This is a genomic window from Lactobacillus sp. RTP31084st1_F9_RTP31084_210423, assembly GCF_040919545.1.
GTDB lineage: Bacteria > Bacillota > Bacilli > Lactobacillales > Lactobacillaceae > Lactobacillus > Lactobacillus paragasseri.
Genome location: NZ_JBCOVH010000002.1, coordinates 1 through 18,682, shown reverse-complemented (window position 1 = coordinate 18,682; position 18,682 = coordinate 1). Strand labels below are relative to the sequence as shown.

18 protein-coding genes and 1 tRNA gene are annotated in these 18,682 nt (G+C 34.9%); 6 read left to right on the top strand and 13 right to left on the bottom strand.

Features of this window, described 5'->3' with window-relative positions:
• Positions 1–43: 43 nt before the first annotated feature.
• Both AB5359_RS05420 and AB5359_RS05415 read right to left on the bottom strand, forming a co-directional pair.
• Positions 44–1,375, bottom strand: a complete 1,332-nt coding sequence (locus tag AB5359_RS05420; protein WP_368279807.1) for an NAD(P)/FAD-dependent oxidoreductase — start codon at positions 1,373–1,375, stop codon at positions 44–46.
• A 241-nt stretch (positions 1,376–1,616) separates the two neighbouring features.
• Positions 1,617–2,666 carry an AI-2E family transporter gene (locus tag AB5359_RS05415; protein WP_003649703.1) on the bottom strand — a complete coding sequence of 350 codons (1,050 nt, stop codon included), beginning with the start codon at positions 2,664–2,666 and terminating at the stop codon, positions 1,617–1,619.
• Between the two features lie 133 nt (positions 2,667–2,799).
• Between AB5359_RS05415 and AB5359_RS05410 the strand changes: the two genes are divergently transcribed.
• Positions 2,800–3,033, top strand: coding sequence for a DUF3923 family protein (locus AB5359_RS05410; protein WP_035422968.1), 234 nt, complete (start codon positions 2,800–2,802; stop codon positions 3,031–3,033).
• A 43-nt stretch (positions 3,034–3,076) separates the two neighbouring features.
• Here the strand turns inward: AB5359_RS05410 and AB5359_RS05405 are convergent, their stop codons facing one another.
• The 5 genes from AB5359_RS05405 to AB5359_RS05385 form a co-directional block, all read right to left on the bottom strand.
• Positions 3,077–3,964: an alpha/beta hydrolase gene (locus tag AB5359_RS05405; RefSeq protein WP_048685825.1), complete on the bottom strand. Its 888-nt coding sequence runs from the start codon at positions 3,962–3,964 to the stop codon at positions 3,077–3,079.
• 94 nt (positions 3,965–4,058) lie between these two features.
• On the bottom strand, positions 4,059–6,932 hold the full coding sequence (locus tag AB5359_RS05400; RefSeq protein ID WP_080979654.1) for a DUF3427 domain-containing protein: 2,874 nt from the start codon (positions 6,930–6,932) through the stop codon (positions 4,059–4,061).
• 33 nt (positions 6,933–6,965) lie between these two features.
• The gene (locus AB5359_RS05395; protein WP_048685827.1) at positions 6,966–7,793 is read right to left on the bottom strand and encodes an exodeoxyribonuclease III; all 828 of its coding nucleotides are present in this window, start codon (positions 7,791–7,793) and stop codon (positions 6,966–6,968) included.
• A gap of 136 nt (positions 7,794–7,929) precedes the next feature.
• Positions 7,930–8,196: a GlsB/YeaQ/YmgE family stress response membrane protein gene (locus tag AB5359_RS05390; protein ID WP_003648116.1), complete on the bottom strand. Its 267-nt coding sequence runs from the start codon at positions 8,194–8,196 to the stop codon at positions 7,930–7,932.
• A gap of 34 nt (positions 8,197–8,230) precedes the next feature.
• Positions 8,231–8,392, bottom strand: a complete 162-nt coding sequence (locus AB5359_RS05385) for a CsbD family protein (RefSeq protein ID WP_172620139.1) — start codon at positions 8,390–8,392, stop codon at positions 8,231–8,233.
• 294 nt (positions 8,393–8,686) lie between these two features.
• Here AB5359_RS05385 and AB5359_RS05380 point away from each other — a divergent pair, with 294 nt between their 5' ends.
• Positions 8,687–9,613 (top strand): magnesium transporter CorA family protein, encoded by a 927-nt coding sequence (locus AB5359_RS05380; protein WP_003656855.1) that lies wholly within the window; start codon positions 8,687–8,689, stop codon positions 9,611–9,613.
• A 34-nt stretch (positions 9,614–9,647) separates the two neighbouring features.
• Here the strand turns inward: AB5359_RS05380 and AB5359_RS05375 are convergent, their stop codons facing one another.
• Positions 9,648–11,570, bottom strand: a complete 1,923-nt coding sequence (locus AB5359_RS05375; RefSeq protein ID WP_048685829.1) for a translation factor GTPase family protein — start codon at positions 11,568–11,570, stop codon at positions 9,648–9,650.
• Positions 11,571–11,928: 358 nt separating this feature from the next.
• Between AB5359_RS05375 and AB5359_RS05370 the strand changes: the two genes are divergently transcribed.
• Positions 11,929–12,114 (top strand): hypothetical protein, encoded by a 186-nt coding sequence (locus AB5359_RS05370; RefSeq protein ID WP_003649711.1) that lies wholly within the window; start codon positions 11,929–11,931, stop codon positions 12,112–12,114.
• Between the two features lie 111 nt (positions 12,115–12,225).
• Positions 12,226–13,065, top strand: coding sequence for a DegV family protein (locus AB5359_RS05365; RefSeq protein ID WP_048685831.1), 840 nt, complete (start codon positions 12,226–12,228; stop codon positions 13,063–13,065).
• A gap of 34 nt (positions 13,066–13,099) precedes the next feature.
• On the opposite strand, the gene AB5359_RS05360 is transcribed toward AB5359_RS05365, so the two are convergent.
• Positions 13,100–13,807: a YjjG family noncanonical pyrimidine nucleotidase gene (locus AB5359_RS05360; protein WP_003649713.1), complete on the bottom strand. Its 708-nt coding sequence runs from the start codon at positions 13,805–13,807 to the stop codon at positions 13,100–13,102.
• A gap of 139 nt (positions 13,808–13,946) precedes the next feature.
• On the opposite strand from AB5359_RS05360, the gene AB5359_RS05355 reads away from it, so the two are divergent.
• Positions 13,947–14,636, top strand: a complete 690-nt coding sequence (locus AB5359_RS05355; protein ID WP_048685833.1) for a DUF975 family protein — start codon at positions 13,947–13,949, stop codon at positions 14,634–14,636.
• 52 nt (positions 14,637–14,688) lie between these two features.
• Here the strand turns inward: AB5359_RS05355 and AB5359_RS05350 are convergent, their stop codons facing one another.
• Entirely contained in the window at positions 14,689–15,336 is a 648-nt protein-coding gene (locus AB5359_RS05350) for an NAD(P)-dependent oxidoreductase (RefSeq protein WP_003649715.1), read from the bottom strand.
• Positions 15,337–15,474: 138 nt separating this feature from the next.
• Here AB5359_RS05350 and AB5359_RS05345 point away from each other — a divergent pair, with 138 nt between their 5' ends.
• The gene (locus AB5359_RS05345) at positions 15,475–16,332 is read left to right on the top strand and encodes a 1-acyl-sn-glycerol-3-phosphate acyltransferase (protein WP_048685835.1); all 858 of its coding nucleotides are present in this window, start codon (positions 15,475–15,477) and stop codon (positions 16,330–16,332) included.
• Positions 16,333–16,369: 37 nt separating this feature from the next.
• Here the strand turns inward: AB5359_RS05345 and AB5359_RS05340 are convergent, their stop codons facing one another.
• From AB5359_RS05340 to AB5359_RS05330, 3 genes are all read right to left on the bottom strand, one after another.
• A complete protein-coding gene (locus AB5359_RS05340) occupies positions 16,370–17,533 on the bottom strand; it encodes an enhanced intracellular survival protein Eis (protein ID WP_048685837.1) in 1,164 nt (387 codons plus the stop codon).
• Between the two features lie 115 nt (positions 17,534–17,648).
• Positions 17,649–17,721, bottom strand: a tRNA-Thr gene (locus AB5359_RS05335).
• Between the two features lie 55 nt (positions 17,722–17,776).
• A partial coding sequence (locus tag AB5359_RS05330; RefSeq protein ID WP_368287199.1) for an aldo/keto reductase family oxidoreductase occupies positions 17,777–18,682 on the bottom strand: 906 nt, incomplete at its 5' end.

Here is an 18,682-nt window from a genome sequence, read left to right as displayed (position 1 = left end):
ATTAGATTCATAATTAAATGGCACCTTAATGGTGCCATTTTTTCTATCTCAAAATTCCTTCAATCTTATCAGCTAAGGCTGGATAAATTGGCAATACATTTCGATGCCATTCATTTCTCCTGATTCTTAGTCCAATAATTGGGACAAAATAATTCACATCATTAACTGCACTTGTGCTGATTTCGCTAACTCCAACAATATAATTAGCTTTATCATAAACTACCGTTAGCAGCCCCTTTTCTCTTTGACCAGCATATAAACTACTCTGACTTAGTTCATATTCTACAATTTCAAAATTATCTCTATCTTCAGAAACGCTATCAGGATTAACCCCAGCTTGGGCTAATTGCGGAAAGGCGAATACACCGGTTCCGATTGCAGGATAGTCGATTGGCTGACTTAAACCTTTTTCAAGAGAATTGAAAAGATAGCGTGCCTGAAATTCTGCCACCGTAGTTAAGTTAGGTACATCCTGACTTGTAACATCACCAATTGCATAAATATTCTTAACATTTGTCTGTAAGTGGCGATCTACATCAATTCCCTTAGATGAATAGTCAATCTGTGCAGCAGATAAGTCGAGTTTTTCAATATTTGGCGTCCGACCACTAGCATTTACAACATAATCAGTTACAAGGGAACTATCTTGATTTAACTCAACAACATATTTATCACTTAATTGAGTAATGCGAGTCGCCTCAGTAGCAAACCTAAATTGAATCCCGCGCTGCATCATTCGATTAACTAGGTCAGAACTATACTTTTGATAAAAATGTCTTAATACTTGCTCTCCTCTAACCAAAATGGTTACCTGACTGCCTGCCGCAGCTAAAAACGTAGCCAACTCCATCGCTACATAACCCGCGCCAATAAAAGTAGCGTGTTCTGGGACTTTATTTAAAGATAATACATCTGAACTATCATGCAAAAACTTTGCTCCTGGAATTGATAATTCATGCGGTCTTCTCCCAGTTGCGATAATAATCTTATTTCCCTGGAAATATTTTTGATTTACTGCAATTGTTTGTCGATTAATAAAATGCGCACTTCCACTAATTACATCGCAAGTCTTACCAATGATTTCTTTCGTTTCATCCGGCCAACTAGTAAATCGTTCCTTTTTCTCTTTCATTAATTGTGACCAATTCATCGCTGCAGCCTGTTCAATACCATGTCCTTCTAGTTGTTTGCTAAGAAGTGCAGCTTGAACAGCACCATCTAAATAGATTTTTGGTTCACAACCGACATTGGGACAGGTTCCACCAAATAAGCCACCTTCAATAACTAAAATTGATTTATGTTGCGTAGCTAAGAGCTTAATAAATTGATATGCTGCAGGACCTGTTCCTAAAATTATATAATCATATTTTTTCATAACATTGCCTCACATCTTTCTTTCATTTTTAGTTTAACAAAGGAAGATATGAAACCGCTATTATTAGTACTTGAAAATTTTTATAAGAAATAACAAAAAATCTGATTTTTTTGCGTAATTAATATTGTATTGTGAATAGCAAAATTAAAAACTCCATTCATATCTCGTATTTTTCATATATTCTCATTTGGGACCTACAATCCTATTTACAATACGCAAAAAGCAGCTTTGACAGCTGCTTTTATTTTTTGTTTTCAATTTTCAAGATTTTTGGCTTTTTCGTTTTAACTGATTTTACTCCTAAGATATCCAACAAGAAGGTGAAGATTGGTACCCCAACAATTAGTCCCCAGGTTCCAAGAAAATGCTCACCTGCAAGCAAAACTACAAAGGTATAGAAAATTGGTAATTCTGTTTTACTTGACATGAACTTAGGGTTCAAAATGTAGGCTTCAATTGCATGAATTATCATAATAACAATGAAGATATAGATTACATACCTAATTCCGCCTACCGAATAAGCCACAAAACTTAACGGAATCAAGGAAATAATTACACCAGCAACTGGGATCAAACTTAGAATAAAGACCATTAATCCAAGAGCAATAATCTGCGGCATTTTCATAATAATTAGGCAAATCATTGTCATTGCTGTATTACATAAGGCAATGAAGAATTGAGCTTCTAAAACCACACCAAAAGTATTAACAAACTTGTTGCCAAAGTAGGCAATATCTTTAAATAACCAGGATAAATGGCGACTATTCAAAAAAGTATAAGAAAATTCGTTCATAGAATCAAGCTCAATAGTATAGAAAAAGCTCATAATTAGTGACATAAAGAACGCAATCGTTAATGTGCCCACATTAGTCAAGGCATGAACTAAGATAGTTACACCATGTTTTGCCTGCGTTGTAATTTCACTATCGCTAATGTAATGATTCAAATATTGCGTTAACCAGTCCATATTATCAGATTGATAAAACTTCATTAAAGAATGACTCATTTTAACAATTTGTTTAATTAATATTGGCACATATATGGTAATTGCAAAGTAAATAATCGCAATTACTAATAGATAAGCTAACACAACAATTACTTGCGAGGGCAAGTTTGGTAATTTCTTTTGCGTAAAACGAATTAAGTGCACAATTAAATATGTGAAAATAAACGTTAATAAAATTGTATTCATCATTGAACGTGCCGCATATAATACCAAAATAATTAAGCATAACGTGGCAAGGCGATGCACGTTTGTATTCTTTTTAAATTTTTCCCAAGCTTGTCCCATCTAATTCACCTCACCTCTCTATTTTCTCTTTATTATACAACTTCTTAAGGGCGCTTTAGCTATGCACCAAACTTTTAATTAACCATAAGAATGGTATAATAGCTTTATACAGTAAATGAAAGCGGTATCTGCAATGAAAAAGTTATGGTGGGGAGCAAATATATATTGGGTTATTCTACTTATCTATGGAGGAATTAAGCTCTTTACTTACAATTTCGATACATCTGAATTAGGTGAAACGGCTAGTTATGCCTTAATTATCATGGTACTTATTTCTGCCAGTGTATTAATTATTGAATTTCAAGCCGCTTGGGGCATGTGGCTCCATAATTTTGATAAAAGTAATCAACATGAAAATAAAATTTAAAAAAGAAGATGCATCAAAGCATCTTTTTTTTGATTATTCAAATTTACTGGAGCCATAAAAACTTAATAATTTCTTTTTCAACTTGTTTATTGTAAGTTAGCTGTCCGTGCTCTGCGTTCTTACCGACAATTTTAACTACTCGGTAACTTTTAGCCATTGGTTCAACCAAATATTCAAGCGAAAGTGACGAAGCATTCTTCACAATTCCATCTGAATTACCTCCAATATTACCAATAATATTTAAAACACTAGTCTGCTTGTTTGGATAAAGAGTTCTTAACTTCATCATCTCACGATAAGTAGAGTTGGTCTTATTTGGCTTTCCTTCTGCATCAACATGTAAATTCGATGGCTGGCGAATTGCAATTGGTAATTGTTTAAAAGCAAGTCCATCAAAATGTCCTCCGATTGAAACTTGCTTATTTAGTTTGGGCATTTCAGGATCATGCGCAGTTTGCAACAAATAATACATAATCGAAATATTTCCCAGGGAATGTCCAACCATATTTACCTTTTTTATTCCGTACTCATTTTGTAAAGTCTGCACAACATTTCTAGCATATCGACCATGCTCTTTAAAATCCAGCTGAACATTATTGCGATAATTTACCTCTACAATTGGGTTTATAGCATTCTTAGAAATAGTGCCAATTAATTTCACTTTACCATTTGCATCTACATTAGCTCTAATTATTGAATTGGTAACTCCTGCTTTTTGAGCTGCTTTTACCATGTTTTCTTCGCCCTTGTAATTGCTTAAGCCACCATGGAAAAATAGAGTTGGTATCACATTCAAGTTTGTCTTAGGTGTTTGACGCTTTTCAACATAGTACTTAGGTGCCGCATCTGCCTGATTTGGTTTGTCTTGAGTAGTACAACCAGTCAAAACAATCACTAATAAAGCCAGTACAAAAACTAGTTTATTTTTCAATCTTATTTTCTCTCTTCCTCCAGTTTTGCAATTTAAAATTTATCAAATAATTATTATGTATTTTTATAATTTATCCTAAACTATGTTTAATTTCCTAACTAAAAAGCAAATTGTAAATTGATTGCTTTAAAGGATGATTGAGAACTAAGTTCATACCAACTGCACTCTTTTGCTTAAGTCCAATTTTTTCTTCTTTGACTGAGTCTTTTTGGATATCTGCTGTTCCTAAATAATAAAATTCTTTTCCTGCTGCATCACTTCGCTTCACAAATAGGTGTAATTTCATCTCACCAGTATGCAACAAGCGCTGCACTTCATCTGAATCTAAATGACGCGGTGTGCGGGTATACCAACGTAAACTATGACCATTTTCTAAAGTATTTTGATAGCAAGCATTACGCTTTTTCTTAGAGTCTTTTTGATAAGTGATAAAAATTGGTGTCTCTTTTTCTCCCACACGATACCCATACATTGGAGCCGAAACATCCTTAGGCCAATTTAATAAACGGCAGACATCTTTACGATCATATTGCTTATACAGAGTAAATTGAGACTGTGAATCATATTCTTTTGACAGTTCTAAACCTGTCTTTAGCACATCTTTAAATAGTATTTTAAATTGCTGATTATCATTTAATGCCTGAAATAATTGATTGGATAAATGATATTCTCCATTTTCTTTTTCAATTAAAGGATAAATTCCATATTGCTCTTTCTTGGTAGCTTTTCCCTGCTTAACATCAAAAAATTCAAGCGACAGAATTTTCTCAACCGACTCAAGTACATCTTTACTGACATAACAATTTTTGTTCTTAAGTAATTTAATAAAATCAGCTTTACTGATGTTTTTATTTAAGCAGCTTTCTAAGAGTAGCAACTCATGCGGTCTCTTTCCGAATAGCAACTCCTTGGTTACAAAAGATAGAACTGCATTCTGATAATCATCTAAATTTACCTCTTCTCCCATCTTCTTTAAAAAAGCACCATAATGTGCTAGAGCATGATTTTTAGCAAAAACCGTTGGCGCAGTCGTACCATATTGATAAAAATCGCATAAGAGTGGCACTTTATCAATCTTTTCTTTCAAATCTTCATACGACTGCCTTAGTTCATGCATACTGTCTAGTTTTATCTTTTCAAGCGAAGCTAAAATTCTCTGAGAAGCAATCTCGGTAAAGGTAATTGTTGAAACATCAATTACCTGTGGTAATTTACTTTCTCTAATTGCTTGATCTTTGTCACGACTTTTATCACCATTTAAAGCAATTGGAATTAGATAATTATTTTTATAATTTCCCAGGAAATCAATAACTGTGACATAATCTTTTCCCGGAAATTTACGCAGGCCTCGACCTAATTGCTGAATAAAAATAATACTTGATTGAGTATTTCGTAACATAACAATTTGATTGAGCGACGGAATATCGATTCCCTCATTAAATAGATCAACGGTAAAAATATACTCTAATTCACCATTTTCTAACTGCTGCGTTACTTCAGCACGCCTTTTTTGACTATCCTCATTAGTAAGCGCACGAGACGGATGACCAGCTTGACTAAATAATTTTGCCAGCTCTCTTGCTTCTTCTTGCCGACTGCAAAATACTAAGCCCTTTGCCTTTTCTCCGCAATAGCCGTAGTAATTAAGCTGTTTAAGCACATACTCTACTCGTTTTTCAGCAACTAAGTCTTTTAATTTACTAGTTTCAGTAATAATCTGGTTTCCCACTGTATAATCTTCGACGCCCACATAATGAAAAGGCGTGAGCATCTGCTCATTTAAAGCATCTTTCAGTCTAATTTCGTAAGCTAAGTGATAATCAAATATTTCATAAATATTTTGCTTATCCATTCGTTCGGGTGTTGCCGTCATTCCCAATAAAAATTTTGGTGTAAAATGATTCAAAATCTTCTGATAAGTTGGTGCTGCCACTCGATGAGCTTCATCAATTAAAATATAGTCAAATTCTTCTGGATTTAATTGTCCGAGTATTTGTTCCTGACTTACAGTTTGAACCGTTCCAAAAAGATATTTTTTATCAAAATCATGTTTATTTCCAGTTAATAAGCCATAGTCGCTTTTCTTGCCACCAATTACTTGATAAAAACTCTCTAAAGCTTTTTTAGCTATTTGTTCTCGGTGAACTAAATAAAGAAACTTTTTTGGCTTATATTCTTTAACTGCAAAAGCACCCAAATATGTTTTTCCAGTTCCTGTCGCTGAAACAACAAGGGCACGTTTTGCCTGTTCTTTTACTAAAGCATCTAAATTCGCTAAAGCTTCTTTTTGCATTTGGTTAGGTGATATTTTCTTGGATTTTCTTAATAGAAGATGCGGATTATCTTTAATCGGTTGCCAATTTTGCTCGTATTCCTTAATCCAAGAACTAGTAAGTATCAAGCTATTACTTAAATTATTTTTAATTTGATCGTTAACTTCTTCGACCAATTGCCCATTTTCATGCGAAGTTACTTTTAATCCCCACTCGCAATTTTTTAATAAGGCACTTCTAGTAAAATTTGCACTTCCAATTAAAATCGTCTGATAATCTTCATGATTAAAAATGTAGCCTTTTGCATGAAAACCAGCTTCCTCACTTAAGCGTACCGTTAGATTAGGAATCTTCATTAACTCTTTAAAAACTTTAGGACTATTAAAGCCAAGATAAGTTCCTGTAATTAAGGTACCGTTAACTCCTTTTTTAGCTAGTTCAGACATTACTAACTTAAAAGGAACAAGCATATTCTCTGAAATAAAAGCAACGGCCCAGGTAAAAGAGGTACATGACATTAATTCCTGCCGCAAAGTAAGCCAAATTTTACTTTGATCATCATTATTTACTAACTGAGGACTGATAAACTCATTCCCCTTATTTTCATTCTTGTTATACAAGCCATTCAAAATTGCATCTTTTAAAACGTTATCCACAGCTTTCACTTCCATTCCTAAACTAAAAAAGAAGATCATTTGGATCTTCTTGATTTATCCACAAGTGGATAATTACAGATTAATTTCTAACATAATTGGACAATGATCTTTTCGCTCACCAGTATCGATCATTTCTGACTTAGTTACCTGATTAGCAATTCTATTAGACACGATGTAATAGTCAATTCTCCAGCCCGAGTTATTAGCCTTGCTGGTTCTCACTCTTTGAGCCCACCAAGAATAAACTCCTTCGACATTGCCATGAATTTTTCTAAATGTATCAGTAAAGCCAAGCTTGAGCAACTTATCAAAGTCTTGCCGTTCCTCATCGGTAAAACCAGCGTTATGATGATTATTTTCTGGATGCTTCAAATCAATTGGTGTATGAGCCACGTTATAGTCACCGCTAGCAATTACCGGCTTTACTTGATCTAATTTTTGTAAATACTCTGTATACTTTTCATCCCAAACCTGACGATCATCTAATCGCTTCAATTCATTTCCAGAATTTGGCGTATAAACTTGGGTAACATAATAGTTATCAAACTCTAAAGTTAAAATGCGGCCTTCATGATCCATTGGTTCTGGCGCCCCAATTACTGGCTTAGTTACTTCTGGAGTCAAAGTATTTTTATATAAAAACATTGTCCCAGCATAACCTTTTCGTGCAGGTTCTTCAGAAGAGCGCCAAACATAATCATAATCAGGAAACATCTCAGCTAAAATTTCTTGATGCTTCTTAGTCGGGCCAGTTGCCCGTAATTTAGTTTCTTGAATGGCAATAATATCAGGATCTTTTTCTTTAATTGTATTTAAAACGCCACGTGTAAGCTTGGCACGTGCTGAATCACTAGTTAAAGCAGCATTTAGCGAATCAATATTCCATGAAATTAAACGCATTATTATCTCTTTTCTTACCTAGATTTTTATATCACATCTATTATACTATGAAAACTCAAAACGCCGACCATAGAAAAGAGCAGCCTGCTAAGGACTGCTCTTTTGAGAGAGATTATTTAATTGTGTTAAATATGATTTATTCGCTAGCCCTAGGGCCAAATAGCATAGTCATAATCCATGATACCAAGATAACTAGAATAATAGCACCTAAGAGTGATGGAACAATTGCCATTCCCGCTACTTGCGGACCCCAGGCACCAAGCAAGGCCTCGCCTAGAGATGAGCCTACTAGCCCAGCAATAATATTTGCAATCCAGTTCATTGAGCCACCCTTATGAGTAATGGCACCTGCAATTAACCCGATTACGCCTCCGACAATCAAAACCCAAATCCAGTGAAGCATGGGGATCGCCTCCTATTTCTAATTTAGTAGTAATTTATTCTAAGTCTTCTTTTACTTTAGTAGCCTTAGATTTTACCTTTCCTTTAGCTTGTTGAGCCTTTCCTTCTAATTCACGGGCCTTATCGCCAGTGACTTTTCCTTCTACTTCTTTAAATTTACCTGCTACTTTGTCTTTAATTCCATGTTTATCTTTCATCATAATTAGGTATCCTTTCCTAAAACACATAAAAGATTGTTTTAGCTAGCTATCTTCAATCCTCATGACTGATTAACTTAATCATATCATGCACTAGTCGATAAAGATATTATGGCATCTCCAAAACGAGAAGCTTAATATTTCCTTAATAACTTGCTATGTACATTAATTATAAATTAATTTTTCTGTACGTATATCGTTTTCATTTTTAACAACTGTAAGGCGTTAAATCTAACTTATAGTGCCTTCTATGATATATTTACCCTAAAAAAACAATAGTCAGGAGGTTTTCTTATGCTTACTGTTTATGATAAAAATGGCTACATAACATCAGACAATCTATTATCAGCTAAACTTGTTATTTTAGTTAATCCTACTTCTGAAGAATTAACCAATATAGAAAAAACAATCGGCTGTGACGCGCACGTCTTTACTAAACAAACGTCCGCTACTGAAGTATCACATTTTAACGTCTTGCCCAAATGTAAAATTGAAAATGCCAGAATTTTCGTATCCTTTAATTTCGACGCTGGTCAAACTCAAGTTGAAGATGCGATTTATCCCACAATTGCGATCTTCAATTCTCAGCAACTAATCTTAGTTTTACAAAAAAAGCCAGCACCTATTTTAGAAAATCAAAAGGCAATTGCTAAACTATCAGTTGAAGATCTTTTAATTAAGCAACTACTCTATCAAAACCATTGCTTTAATGAAGAATTAACTAAAATAAAGCAACAACTTGATCAGTTAGATCATGCAGCAAGAACTACTACCAAAACTAAGTCTTTGAAAGAAGCAACGGACTTAACCAGAACTTTGGTCTATTTTAATCACACAATGGATGACCAAGCTTCTTCTATTGAAGCTCTAACTGACTTTCTTAAAAAGCAGCATTCGGCCAACTCAATTTTTATCATTGATCTACTACTTTCTCAGCGCCGGATTACTAAAAAAATAAAAGTTTACCGCGATCTTTTAGAATCAATTAATGGACTTTTCTCGGCAATGATGGATAATCATTTAAACAATTTGATGAAATATCTTGATTCAATTGCTCTAATTATCTCAATTCCGGCTTTAATTAGTGGCATCTGGGGGATGAATGTTGGCGGATTGCCAGGTAAGGATAATGAATTTGGATTTTTATGGGTAATCTTATTTGGAGCTGCCTTAGCCATTATTTCAGCTTTGCTTTTGCGAAAAAAGAATTACTTGAAATAATTTTGTCTATCTTTTTAGTCGATCCTAAGCAATCTTAAGATTGTAAATACGGATATTGAGCATAATCTGGCACTTCATTCCAAGCAACAGTATGACCTGCGCCATGAGAGCAAAAAACAGAATTAGGGGTGTTGTAAATGTCAGAAACAGGATCATAATTAATTGACTCAAGTACTTCAGCACTATTTTTACATTTCCGATAGCCTGCAAATAAGCACTCAAGTTGACCACTGCCGTGCGTGTAGTTCCTAACTTCAGTTGCATAATCTTGCATCTGTGCTACTGGGGCTTGACCAGTAATCGTCACGACATCATGATCGCTTTCTCCGATTTCAAATTTTCCGCCCATTTTCTCGATATCATTAATTGCACGACCAACCTGTTCCCGATTGATCCTTAAAGTAAATTGATACCAAGGCTCAAGTAAAGATACTTGATTTTGTGCTTTTAATTCCATTAAACCTTGTCGCAGCGCACGATAGGTTGCCTCTCTAAAGTCACCACCCACTGTGTGTACATTGCTACCGCGACCGCCAACTAGTGTAATTTCCATATCAGTTAGAGGAGAACCGGTTAAAACACCTAGATGCTCTTTATTTGCTAGACTTTCCATTACCTGGTCTTGCCACTTCTTAGGGAGAACTTCTAGACTACACTCATTTTTGAAAACTAAGCCGCTGCCTAACTTACCCGGTTTTAACAATAAGTGAACTTCCGCATAGTGTCTTAAAGGTTCAAAATGTCCTACTCCTTCAACTGAATCTTTAATGCTTTCTTGATAAAGAATTTTGCCTTGAGCAAATTCAGCTTTTAAGCCAAAGCGATCGTGCAAAATCTGTTGGAGAATTTCTAACTGAATCTTTCCCATCACATCAATGCTAATCTCTTCTGCTTGCTTGTCCCACTTAACATGCAATTGCGGATTTTCATCTTCTAGCTGTCTTAGAGCTGTTAGCGTCGCATGCATCTTATCCGGTGCAGTCTGCACTGCATAGGTTAGAACTGGCTGCATTGTAAAGTTCGTTTGATCCTTTTCAAAGCCTATACCCTGACCAGGATAAGTGGTTTTCAATCCGCTAACAGCAACAATTTCGCTAGCTTGAGTACTAGGAACTACTTGATATTTAGTACCGTTATAGAGACGAATTTCATTAACCTTTTCATCAGGCATTAGCTCAGTCTTGGCTCTTAATTCACCACCAGTAACTTTAAGCCAAGTTAAGCGTTCGCCTTTCTCATCGTGAGAAATCTTAAAAATACGGCTAGCAAATTTCTCAGGATACTCTATTTTCTTAGTCCACTTATCTAGTCCCTGTAAAAATTCAGCTACTCCGTTTAGTTTTAAAGCTGCGCCAAAGTATACTGGAAAGATCTTTCTTTGAAAGACCAAATCTTTGATTTCTTCATCTTTTATCTGACCCGATTCTAAATATTCTTCTAAAATTGCCTCATCTGCTGTAGCAATTTTTTCATAAAAATCAGAACCTTCATCCCCAAACTCAACACAGTTGTCATCGAGTGTCCTTAAATCCTGAAGAACCCTCTCTTTATCAGCCTTTAATGTATCCATCTTATTAACAAAAATAAAAGTTGGGATCTTGTGATTTTTTAATAAGTTCCAAAGCGTCTGCGTATAAGCAGTTACGCCTTCACTAGCCGACACAACTAAAATTGCATAGTCTAATACGCTAAGCGTCTCTTCCATTTCCTGGGCAAAGTCAATGTGGCCGGGAGTATCTAAGAGGAGTAATTCGCTATTTTCAGTTTGAATGCGAGCCATATGAGAAAAGATCGTAATTCCGCGTTTCTTTTCTAAATTATCGCTGTCTAAATATGCAGTTCCTTTATCAACTGCACCTAATTTTCTTAACGTACCACTTTGATAAAGCAAGCCCTCTGATAAAGTAGTCTTGCCTGCATCAACGTGAGCTAGAATTCCTATTGTTAATTTTTTCATTAGTTTATTTTCCAAAAATTATAGATAGTATTTTTTAGTATTATTATAGCAAGCAATACAGCAAAAAAAGGAAGTTCAAAATAGAACTTCCTTTTACTTATGAATTATATTTATGAATTGCAATAGCTAGAGTATCGTCGACTTAATTAATAAAAAATATAACTTCTAACAATCTTAATCGTGACTTCTACTTGAGCTATTTCACACCATTAATATATCACGTTTTTGCAAAATATGAAAGCGGTTTATTTTATTTCTTTAGCATATTCTTAATAAAAACCTATCTACACTTTCTCTCAATTTCGTAATATGATTAATATCAAAATATAGTTTAATTTTTTATAAGAAGGTTTAGAATATGTTTTCAATTTTATTAGCCTTATTAATCATTTGGCTTTTCTGGAAACTAGGAATTGGCATGCTAAAAATCGTTGGTTTCCTAATCATCGTTGGCTTGCTATTTGCCTTCGTTTCTTATCTAGTACTACCGCTTTTAGCATTAATTGCACTTGGCGGTCTTCTGGGCCTAGTATTTTCACGTTAATCAAGACAGCTTCAGTGCTGTCTTTTTTGCTAGCATTTTCTTTGACTTTACTATCTATCTTCTCTAGACTGAAAGAAAATAGGTTAATATATTTAATTCGAGGTAATCTATATGCCAATAAAAATTATCACAGATTCAACTGCGAATATCACAGCTGATCAAATTGATGGAATTGATCACGTTACAGTTCCTTTATCGCTTCACGTTGATGGCAAGCTTTGGATGGATACGCCTGATATTGATTTAGACAAGTTTCTTCATACGCTAAAACACACTAAGAGCAAGTCTACTTCTGCTTGTCCCAATGTAAACGACTGGCTTAAATCTTTTGAAGGTAGCGACGAGATCTTTGTAATTACTTTAACTAGCGCCCTTTCCGGTAGTTATAATTCAGCTACTCAAGCAGCTAAGATTTATCATGAAAAGAATCCAAAAGCTAAGATCTTAGTATTTGATTCTCGCTCAGCTGGTCCTCAATTGAGATTACTGGCTGAGAAAATTGCTAGTCTAGCAAATGCGGGTAAGTCATTTGAAGAAATTGTCAAGGCCACTGAAGAGTACCAACACCAGCTTGATTTAATGTTTGCCTTGCAAGACTTAACTAATCTAGGCAATAATGGTCGTATCCCACCAGCAGTCGCTAAGATTGCTGGTTTATTGAAGCTTTTCGTTATCGGAACTGCCAACAATAAAGGTGAATTTGAACTTTTGGGTAAGGCACGCGGTGCTAAGAAAGCTAGAAGAAAACTCTTAGATGAAATGGTCAAAGCCGGCTATAAAGGTGGCCGTGTTCAAATTGATCACGTTCAAAATGAAGGCTCTGCCCTAAGCATGAAAGAGATTATCTTAGATAACTTCCCAGATGCTAAAGTAACGATCGGCGAATGTGGTGCCCTCTGCAGTTTCTACGCTGAAGATGGCGGTTTAATGGTTGGCTTTGAAAAAGAATAGTGTATAACACAAAGGAGTGCTCCAGGCACTCCTTTTAATATGCTTTTTGAAAATCGTTCTGCATTATTTTAACAAATTCAGGATATGTTTCGACTTCAAATAAGGGATGAAGACCAATTGTATCCTTTCTATGACGATGGTTATACCAAATGCTGTCAAAGCCGTACTTTTCAGCACCTAAAATATCTGACTGTAAACCATCCCCGAAGAATAAGGTTTCATTTGGACCAATTTCAGTTCTACTAAAGAAATAATCAAAAGCATGTGGATTTGGCTTAGAATAATGAGCTTCTTCAGACGTTACAATCAAATCAAAATAATCCTTAATTCCTGCTAACTCTAAGCGATGACGCTGCATAAACTTTTCGCCGTTACTTAATACAGTTAACTTATATCCCTGCTTCTTCGCAAACTTAAGCGTGTCTTCCACACCAGGCAATAGCTGGTGCGCTTCGCCAAAGTAAGAGCGATATTCATTCATCCATTCATTACCATCTACATCTAAATTAAAATTCTCTTTAATGAAATCATGAAAAGTCATCTCACTTAGCTCATCATACGTAATCTCACCAAGCTCAAGTCTACGCCAAAGTCCTTGATTATAGGTATGATATTGCTTCTGCAAATCAGAAGAAAGAGGCAGCTTATGTGATTTAAATAGCGCATGCAAAGATGAATCTTCCGTAGCCGCGAAGTCGATCAGAGTATCATCAACGTCAAAAATTAATTGTTTATATTTCAAGTAGCAACCCTTCTTCTATTTAAGTTAGTAATTTTGATTATACCAGAAGATAGTAGAATTTAGTTTTTCAAATTACTTAAAGATTAGTGGTAAGATTATAATGGTCAGAAATTAATATATTGTTAGAGGAAGTAATACTATGACACGTGCACAATTGAAACAAGCTGCAAAAGATCAACTACGCGGCAACTGGGGCTGGGCTATTTGCCTAACTATCTTTGCTTGGTTAGTTAACGCCGTTATTATGGATCTTAACCGCTGGATCTGGACTGGAAAAGATTTTACTTATACTGTTCTACGCTTTAATAAAGACAACTTAATTCAAGGATATAAGCCAGCCTATAACCTTTCAGAAATTATTGTAGGCTTGATTACCGGCTTAATTTTATGGGGAGTTGCCTACACAATCTTAGACTTTGTTGAAACAGGCAAGATGGAGACTTGGTACTCTGGTATTTTTAGCGCTTATAGCAATGGCCGTTTTAAAAACAGTTTGTTTACTCTGTTTATGACTAACTTATTTGTTAGTTTATGGACCATTTTATTCATTATTCCTGGCTTCATTAAGGGTTACTCCTATGCAATGACTCCATATATTTTGAAAGATAAGTTTTCAGCTGGTCAAACTGATATCGGAGCAACTGAAGCTATTACCGAAAGTCGTAAGTTAATGGATGGACATAAGATGGACTTATTCGTTCTAGACCTAAGTTTCATTGGTTGGGGCTTACTTGGTTTAATCACTTGCGGTATTGGATTCATTTGGATTACGCCTTACTACCGTCAAACTAAAGCTAACTTTTATCGTTCATTAATTGCTAATAATTAAATATTACATGAAAATAACCGCTATAGCGCCTGAGCGTTGTAGCGGTTATTTTTTATTCATCAACTAAAGTAATTCTTTCCTTATGGTGCTCTGGATGAACAATTTCATTTACAACTAAGCGTGCCATTGTACCCGAAGTTACTTTAGATTCATTTTTATCGTTGTAGAGCAGCGTATCGTTACCTAACATATAACCTGCTGCTTCTGGACCTGCTTCAAAGGTTAAGGCTGGTGAAATTCCGAGCCAATCTACATCTTCAACTTGCTTTAAGTAGTTCAACTCATTTAACTGTTCTTTTGGCGTATTAATCCAGTTTTCAGAGCCAGTTAATTTCTTAATATCTTCAACAACTAAGTGGTTATCAATTCCAGTTCTAAGACTACCAGCTCCTAGAATGAAGATTACTCTAATATCTTTATTCTTAGCTAAGCCGCACAACTTGGTAGCAAGTTTTACTTGATCTCTTGCCCTCTCTGGTGTGGTACCAAAGGCATCAACAATCACATTAAATTCTTGAAGCAAACTATCATCCATTGTTAGGACGTCACCAATTAAAAGCTTAGCATCCTTACCTAAGACTCTTTTAGCTTTATCTTTATCTCTAACAATACCTGTTACTTCTAAGTCTTTATTTTGACTAGCCAACTTATAAATTGCACTTCCTGCCATGCCTGAAGCTCCAATAATACCTACTTTCATTATAATTTCTCCTCTCTGTGTTTTATCTGTTACCTTAGCTTAGCATGAAAAACAATGGGTGGGATAATATTTGGTTTTAAAAAGCAAAATAAATAAAATAGAACTTATAACTACCACATAAAATCTTGGAGAATACAGATGATTATTGGAAAAAATCGGCGACAAGTTATTTTAAATATCAAAAAAAGTGTCAAAGAGAAAAATTTTAATGCAAAAGTTGAGCCAAATGATCCAATTTTAAGTAAAAAAGAACGCTTGAATTTGGTCAAAAACTTTTGGGCTAATCATGATAAATTGTTTTCTAGAATAATTAATTTAATTGCCCGGGGAATTCTCAATGTTGGAACTCCCATATTAACTTTCAATACCAAAATTGATAATCCTACTTCGCTTAAGAATCTTTCTTCAGCTATTGTCACTTGTAACCACTACAATCAGTTCGATTGCTTACCACTCAAACGCCTAGCAATGAAATACCATAAAAGACTGTACTTTGTTATTGAAGATACTAACCTCAAACTTCCTAGCTGGATTGGATTCCTAATGAGAAACATCGACAGCATTCCCGTTACTGCTAGCATAGAGTATTTAGGACGGGATTTTCCAAGACACTTAGAGCGAATTCTGATTAGAAATAATTGGATTGTAATTTATCCAGAGCAAGAATTATGGCAAAATTATCGCAAACCTCGACCCTTGCAAAAGGGTGCCTATTATTATGCAGCTAGAATGAATATTCCTATTATTTCTTGTTTTGTTGAAATTAAAGACACAAAAAAGCGAGAGATATTGCATCCTGAATTTAATAAAACTCGCTGGATTCTTCATGTCTTACCAACTATCTATCCTAATCCCAAGCTTTCAATCGCAAAAAATGCACAAAAAATGCGAGAAATTGACTACCAGCAAAAGAAACAAGCTTATGAAAAAGCCTATCATAAAAAATTAAACTACAAATTTACAGACTGGGATATTGCTGGCTATAACAAAAAATAGTTTTTCTGTTATTTTAAGTCAGAAAAACTATTTTTAATTAAAAGTAATCATAAAATGAGACTTCGCCTTTAACAAAATCAGTATTAACTGGATGATTTTCTTTAACAAAACCTAATTGAACTGCCTGTTTTAAAGTTAAGTGGCCTAATAAAACTTGGGTCCAGTTAGTTAGAGAAGCTGTATAGTCTGGATCTGTTTCGACTTTTCTTACCCTAGTTTCTTCAGCTGCATCGTTAACTAACCAGATACCATTATTCTCAGCAATAATATCATCGTCAGTGACCTCAATAGTCAGTTTTTTATTATTAACTAAAGGCAATGCTTCTAACACTTGTTTCATATCAATGATTCTAGTCATCATGTAAGGTATTGTCTTTATAGTGATTCCTTCTTGTTCCGGGAAGAATTCTCCTAACAAACTTTCCTCAGGCATTTTCACATAGTATTTCAAGTCGCTTGAACTGTGGCTTGCAATAATGCTTAACAGGGCTTGAGCTGCTTGCGGAGTTGGATAATACATCTCTTCTACTCGGAAGTTACGCTCAACAATTCGGTAAAACATATACCCCTGTGGTTGTTGGAATTTATCAAAATAAACACAAATTGATCTACCGGGATAATACGTATCTAATCTATCCCACCACCAGTCTGCACGGTCAACTGTATTTCTTTGTTCACCTTGATTGAGTTTAGCCTGATATAACTTGATTACTGCTTCTTTTAGGGATGAATCACTCCATCTTCCACGAACTACTTTTCCCTCTTTGATAGGCTTAAAGAAACGTAGATATTCAGGCCGAATTTGATACATTTTTTCATAAATAGTATTTTCATAGCCATAACGACGATAAAAAGTTTCTGAAAATGGAGCTAAGTCAGAAATTGCGTAATTTTGATCGTGTAATTCTAAAATAATCTCCTTCATCAAGCGATTAATATCGCCCTGACCACGGTTTTCGGGATAAGAAGCAACATAACCAACTCCGCCCATTTTAACTTTTTTAGCAAAAATTCTACTTTTAAATTCATTTACCATAATATAGCTAGCAAGATGGTTATCCTTATATTCACCAAAACCCATACTATGGTTATAACGACTTAAAAAGTTGGGATCCTCACGTATATCATTATTTTTTAAAAAAGCATATTCCACTAATGGTGCTATTTGATCTAAAGTTTCTTTATTTTGACTTAATTTCATCTGCTTTTACCTTTTCTAGCATTTATCTTTCGTAATATATTTCTACCTTTTATTATATCAAGTTAAAAAAGGCAATAAAAAAAGTCCTAACCGACAGGTTAGGACTTTTCACATGTGCTGACTAAAGGATTCGAACCTTCGACCTCATCATTACTAATGACGTGCTCTGCCAACTGAGCTAAGTCAGCATTTCTCACAACGTCTACTAGTATATCAGATGATTTTATAAAAAGCAAAACTTTTTTACGGTAAATCGTGTCCCGCAGCAAAATATAAATCATACCATTCTTGATTAGTCAGCTCAATATCTGCACCCTTAGCAGAATCGACAATATGAGCCGGAGTCATAGTTCCCATAATAACCTGAACCTCACCAGGCCATTTAAGAATCCAAGCTGCCGCAACTGCATTTTTACCAACGCTATATTTATCTCCAATTTCCTGCAATTTCTTATTTAATTCAGGAAAGGCTGGATTATTGATAAATGTACCAGCAAAAGTTCCATATTGAAATGGTGACCACGCTTGCAAAGTAATATGATTCATCCGTAAAAACTCCAGTAAGCTACCATCGTGGTTAATAGAAGCATCATCAGTCATATTAGTATGCAAGCCAAAGTCAACCATTCCTGTGTGCATTAATCCGAATTGCACTTGATCAAACATTAAAGGCTGACTTACTGCATTTTGAAGCATCTTAAATTGAGCAGGATTAAAGTTAGATACACCAAAGAATCTAACTTTACCGGTAGCTTGTAAAATATCAAAGGCTTGTTTAATTCCCTCTAGATTCATCAAAATATCTGGTCTGTGTAAGACTAGGCAGTCTAAGTAATTAATATCCATTCTCTTCAAAATACCATCAACAGCATCCAAAATGTGCTCTTTAGTAAATTCATAGCGTGAGCCATAAGCTAATGATCCATGGCTTCCATTTGGTCCTACAACAATTCCAGTCTTTGATTGAATAAATAAATCTTCACGGTTAACATCGGCTAATTTTAACGCCTTACCAAAAACTTTTTCTGAATTTCCGCGTCCATAAATATCCGCAGAATCAATAAAATTTACACCAGCTTTATAAGCTGCGTTAATTGCAGCAGCTCCTTCTTCTGGAGTTCTAGTCCCCATCCGCATAACGCCTAAAGC

What these genes read in the sequence shown, in the direction of transcription:
- AB5359_RS05420 (WP_368279807.1), bottom strand. Translation starts at nt 1,375, where the DNA reads ATGAAAAAATATGATTATATAATTTTAGGAACAGGTCCTGCAGCATAT.
- AB5359_RS05415 (WP_003649703.1), bottom strand. Translation starts at nt 2,666, where the DNA reads ATGGGACAAGCTTGGGAAAAATTTAAAAAGAATACAAACGTGCATCGC.
- AB5359_RS05410 (WP_035422968.1), top strand. Translation starts at nt 2,800, where the DNA reads ATGAAAAAGTTATGGTGGGGAGCAAATATATATTGGGTTATTCTACTT.
- AB5359_RS05400 (WP_080979654.1), bottom strand. Translation starts at nt 6,932, where the DNA reads ATGATCTTCTTTTTTAGTTTAGGAATGGAAGTGAAAGCTGTGGATAAC.
- AB5359_RS05395 (WP_048685827.1), bottom strand. Translation starts at nt 7,793, where the DNA reads ATGCGTTTAATTTCATGGAATATTGATTCGCTAAATGCTGCTTTAACT.
- AB5359_RS05390 (WP_003648116.1), bottom strand. Translation starts at nt 8,196, where the DNA reads ATGCTTCACTGGATTTGGGTTTTGATTGTCGGAGGCGTAATCGGGTTA.
- AB5359_RS05385 (WP_172620139.1), bottom strand. Translation starts at nt 8,392, where the DNA reads ATGAAAGATAAACATGGAATTAAAGACAAAGTAGCAGGTAAATTTAAA.
- AB5359_RS05380 (WP_003656855.1), top strand. Translation starts at nt 8,687, where the DNA reads ATGCTTACTGTTTATGATAAAAATGGCTACATAACATCAGACAATCTA.
- AB5359_RS05375 (WP_048685829.1), bottom strand. Translation starts at nt 11,570, where the DNA reads ATGAAAAAATTAACAATAGGAATTCTAGCTCACGTTGATGCAGGCAAG.
- AB5359_RS05370 (WP_003649711.1), top strand. Translation starts at nt 11,929, where the DNA reads ATGTTTTCAATTTTATTAGCCTTATTAATCATTTGGCTTTTCTGGAAA.
- AB5359_RS05365 (WP_048685831.1), top strand. Translation starts at nt 12,226, where the DNA reads ATGCCAATAAAAATTATCACAGATTCAACTGCGAATATCACAGCTGAT.
- AB5359_RS05355 (WP_048685833.1), top strand. Translation starts at nt 13,947, where the DNA reads ATGACACGTGCACAATTGAAACAAGCTGCAAAAGATCAACTACGCGGC.
- AB5359_RS05350 (WP_003649715.1), bottom strand. Translation starts at nt 15,336, where the DNA reads ATGAAAGTAGGTATTATTGGAGCTTCAGGCATGGCAGGAAGTGCAATT.
- AB5359_RS05345 (WP_048685835.1), top strand. Translation starts at nt 15,475, where the DNA reads ATGATTATTGGAAAAAATCGGCGACAAGTTATTTTAAATATCAAAAAA.
- AB5359_RS05340 (WP_048685837.1), bottom strand. Translation starts at nt 17,533, where the DNA reads ATGAAATTAAGTCAAAATAAAGAAACTTTAGATCAAATAGCACCATTA.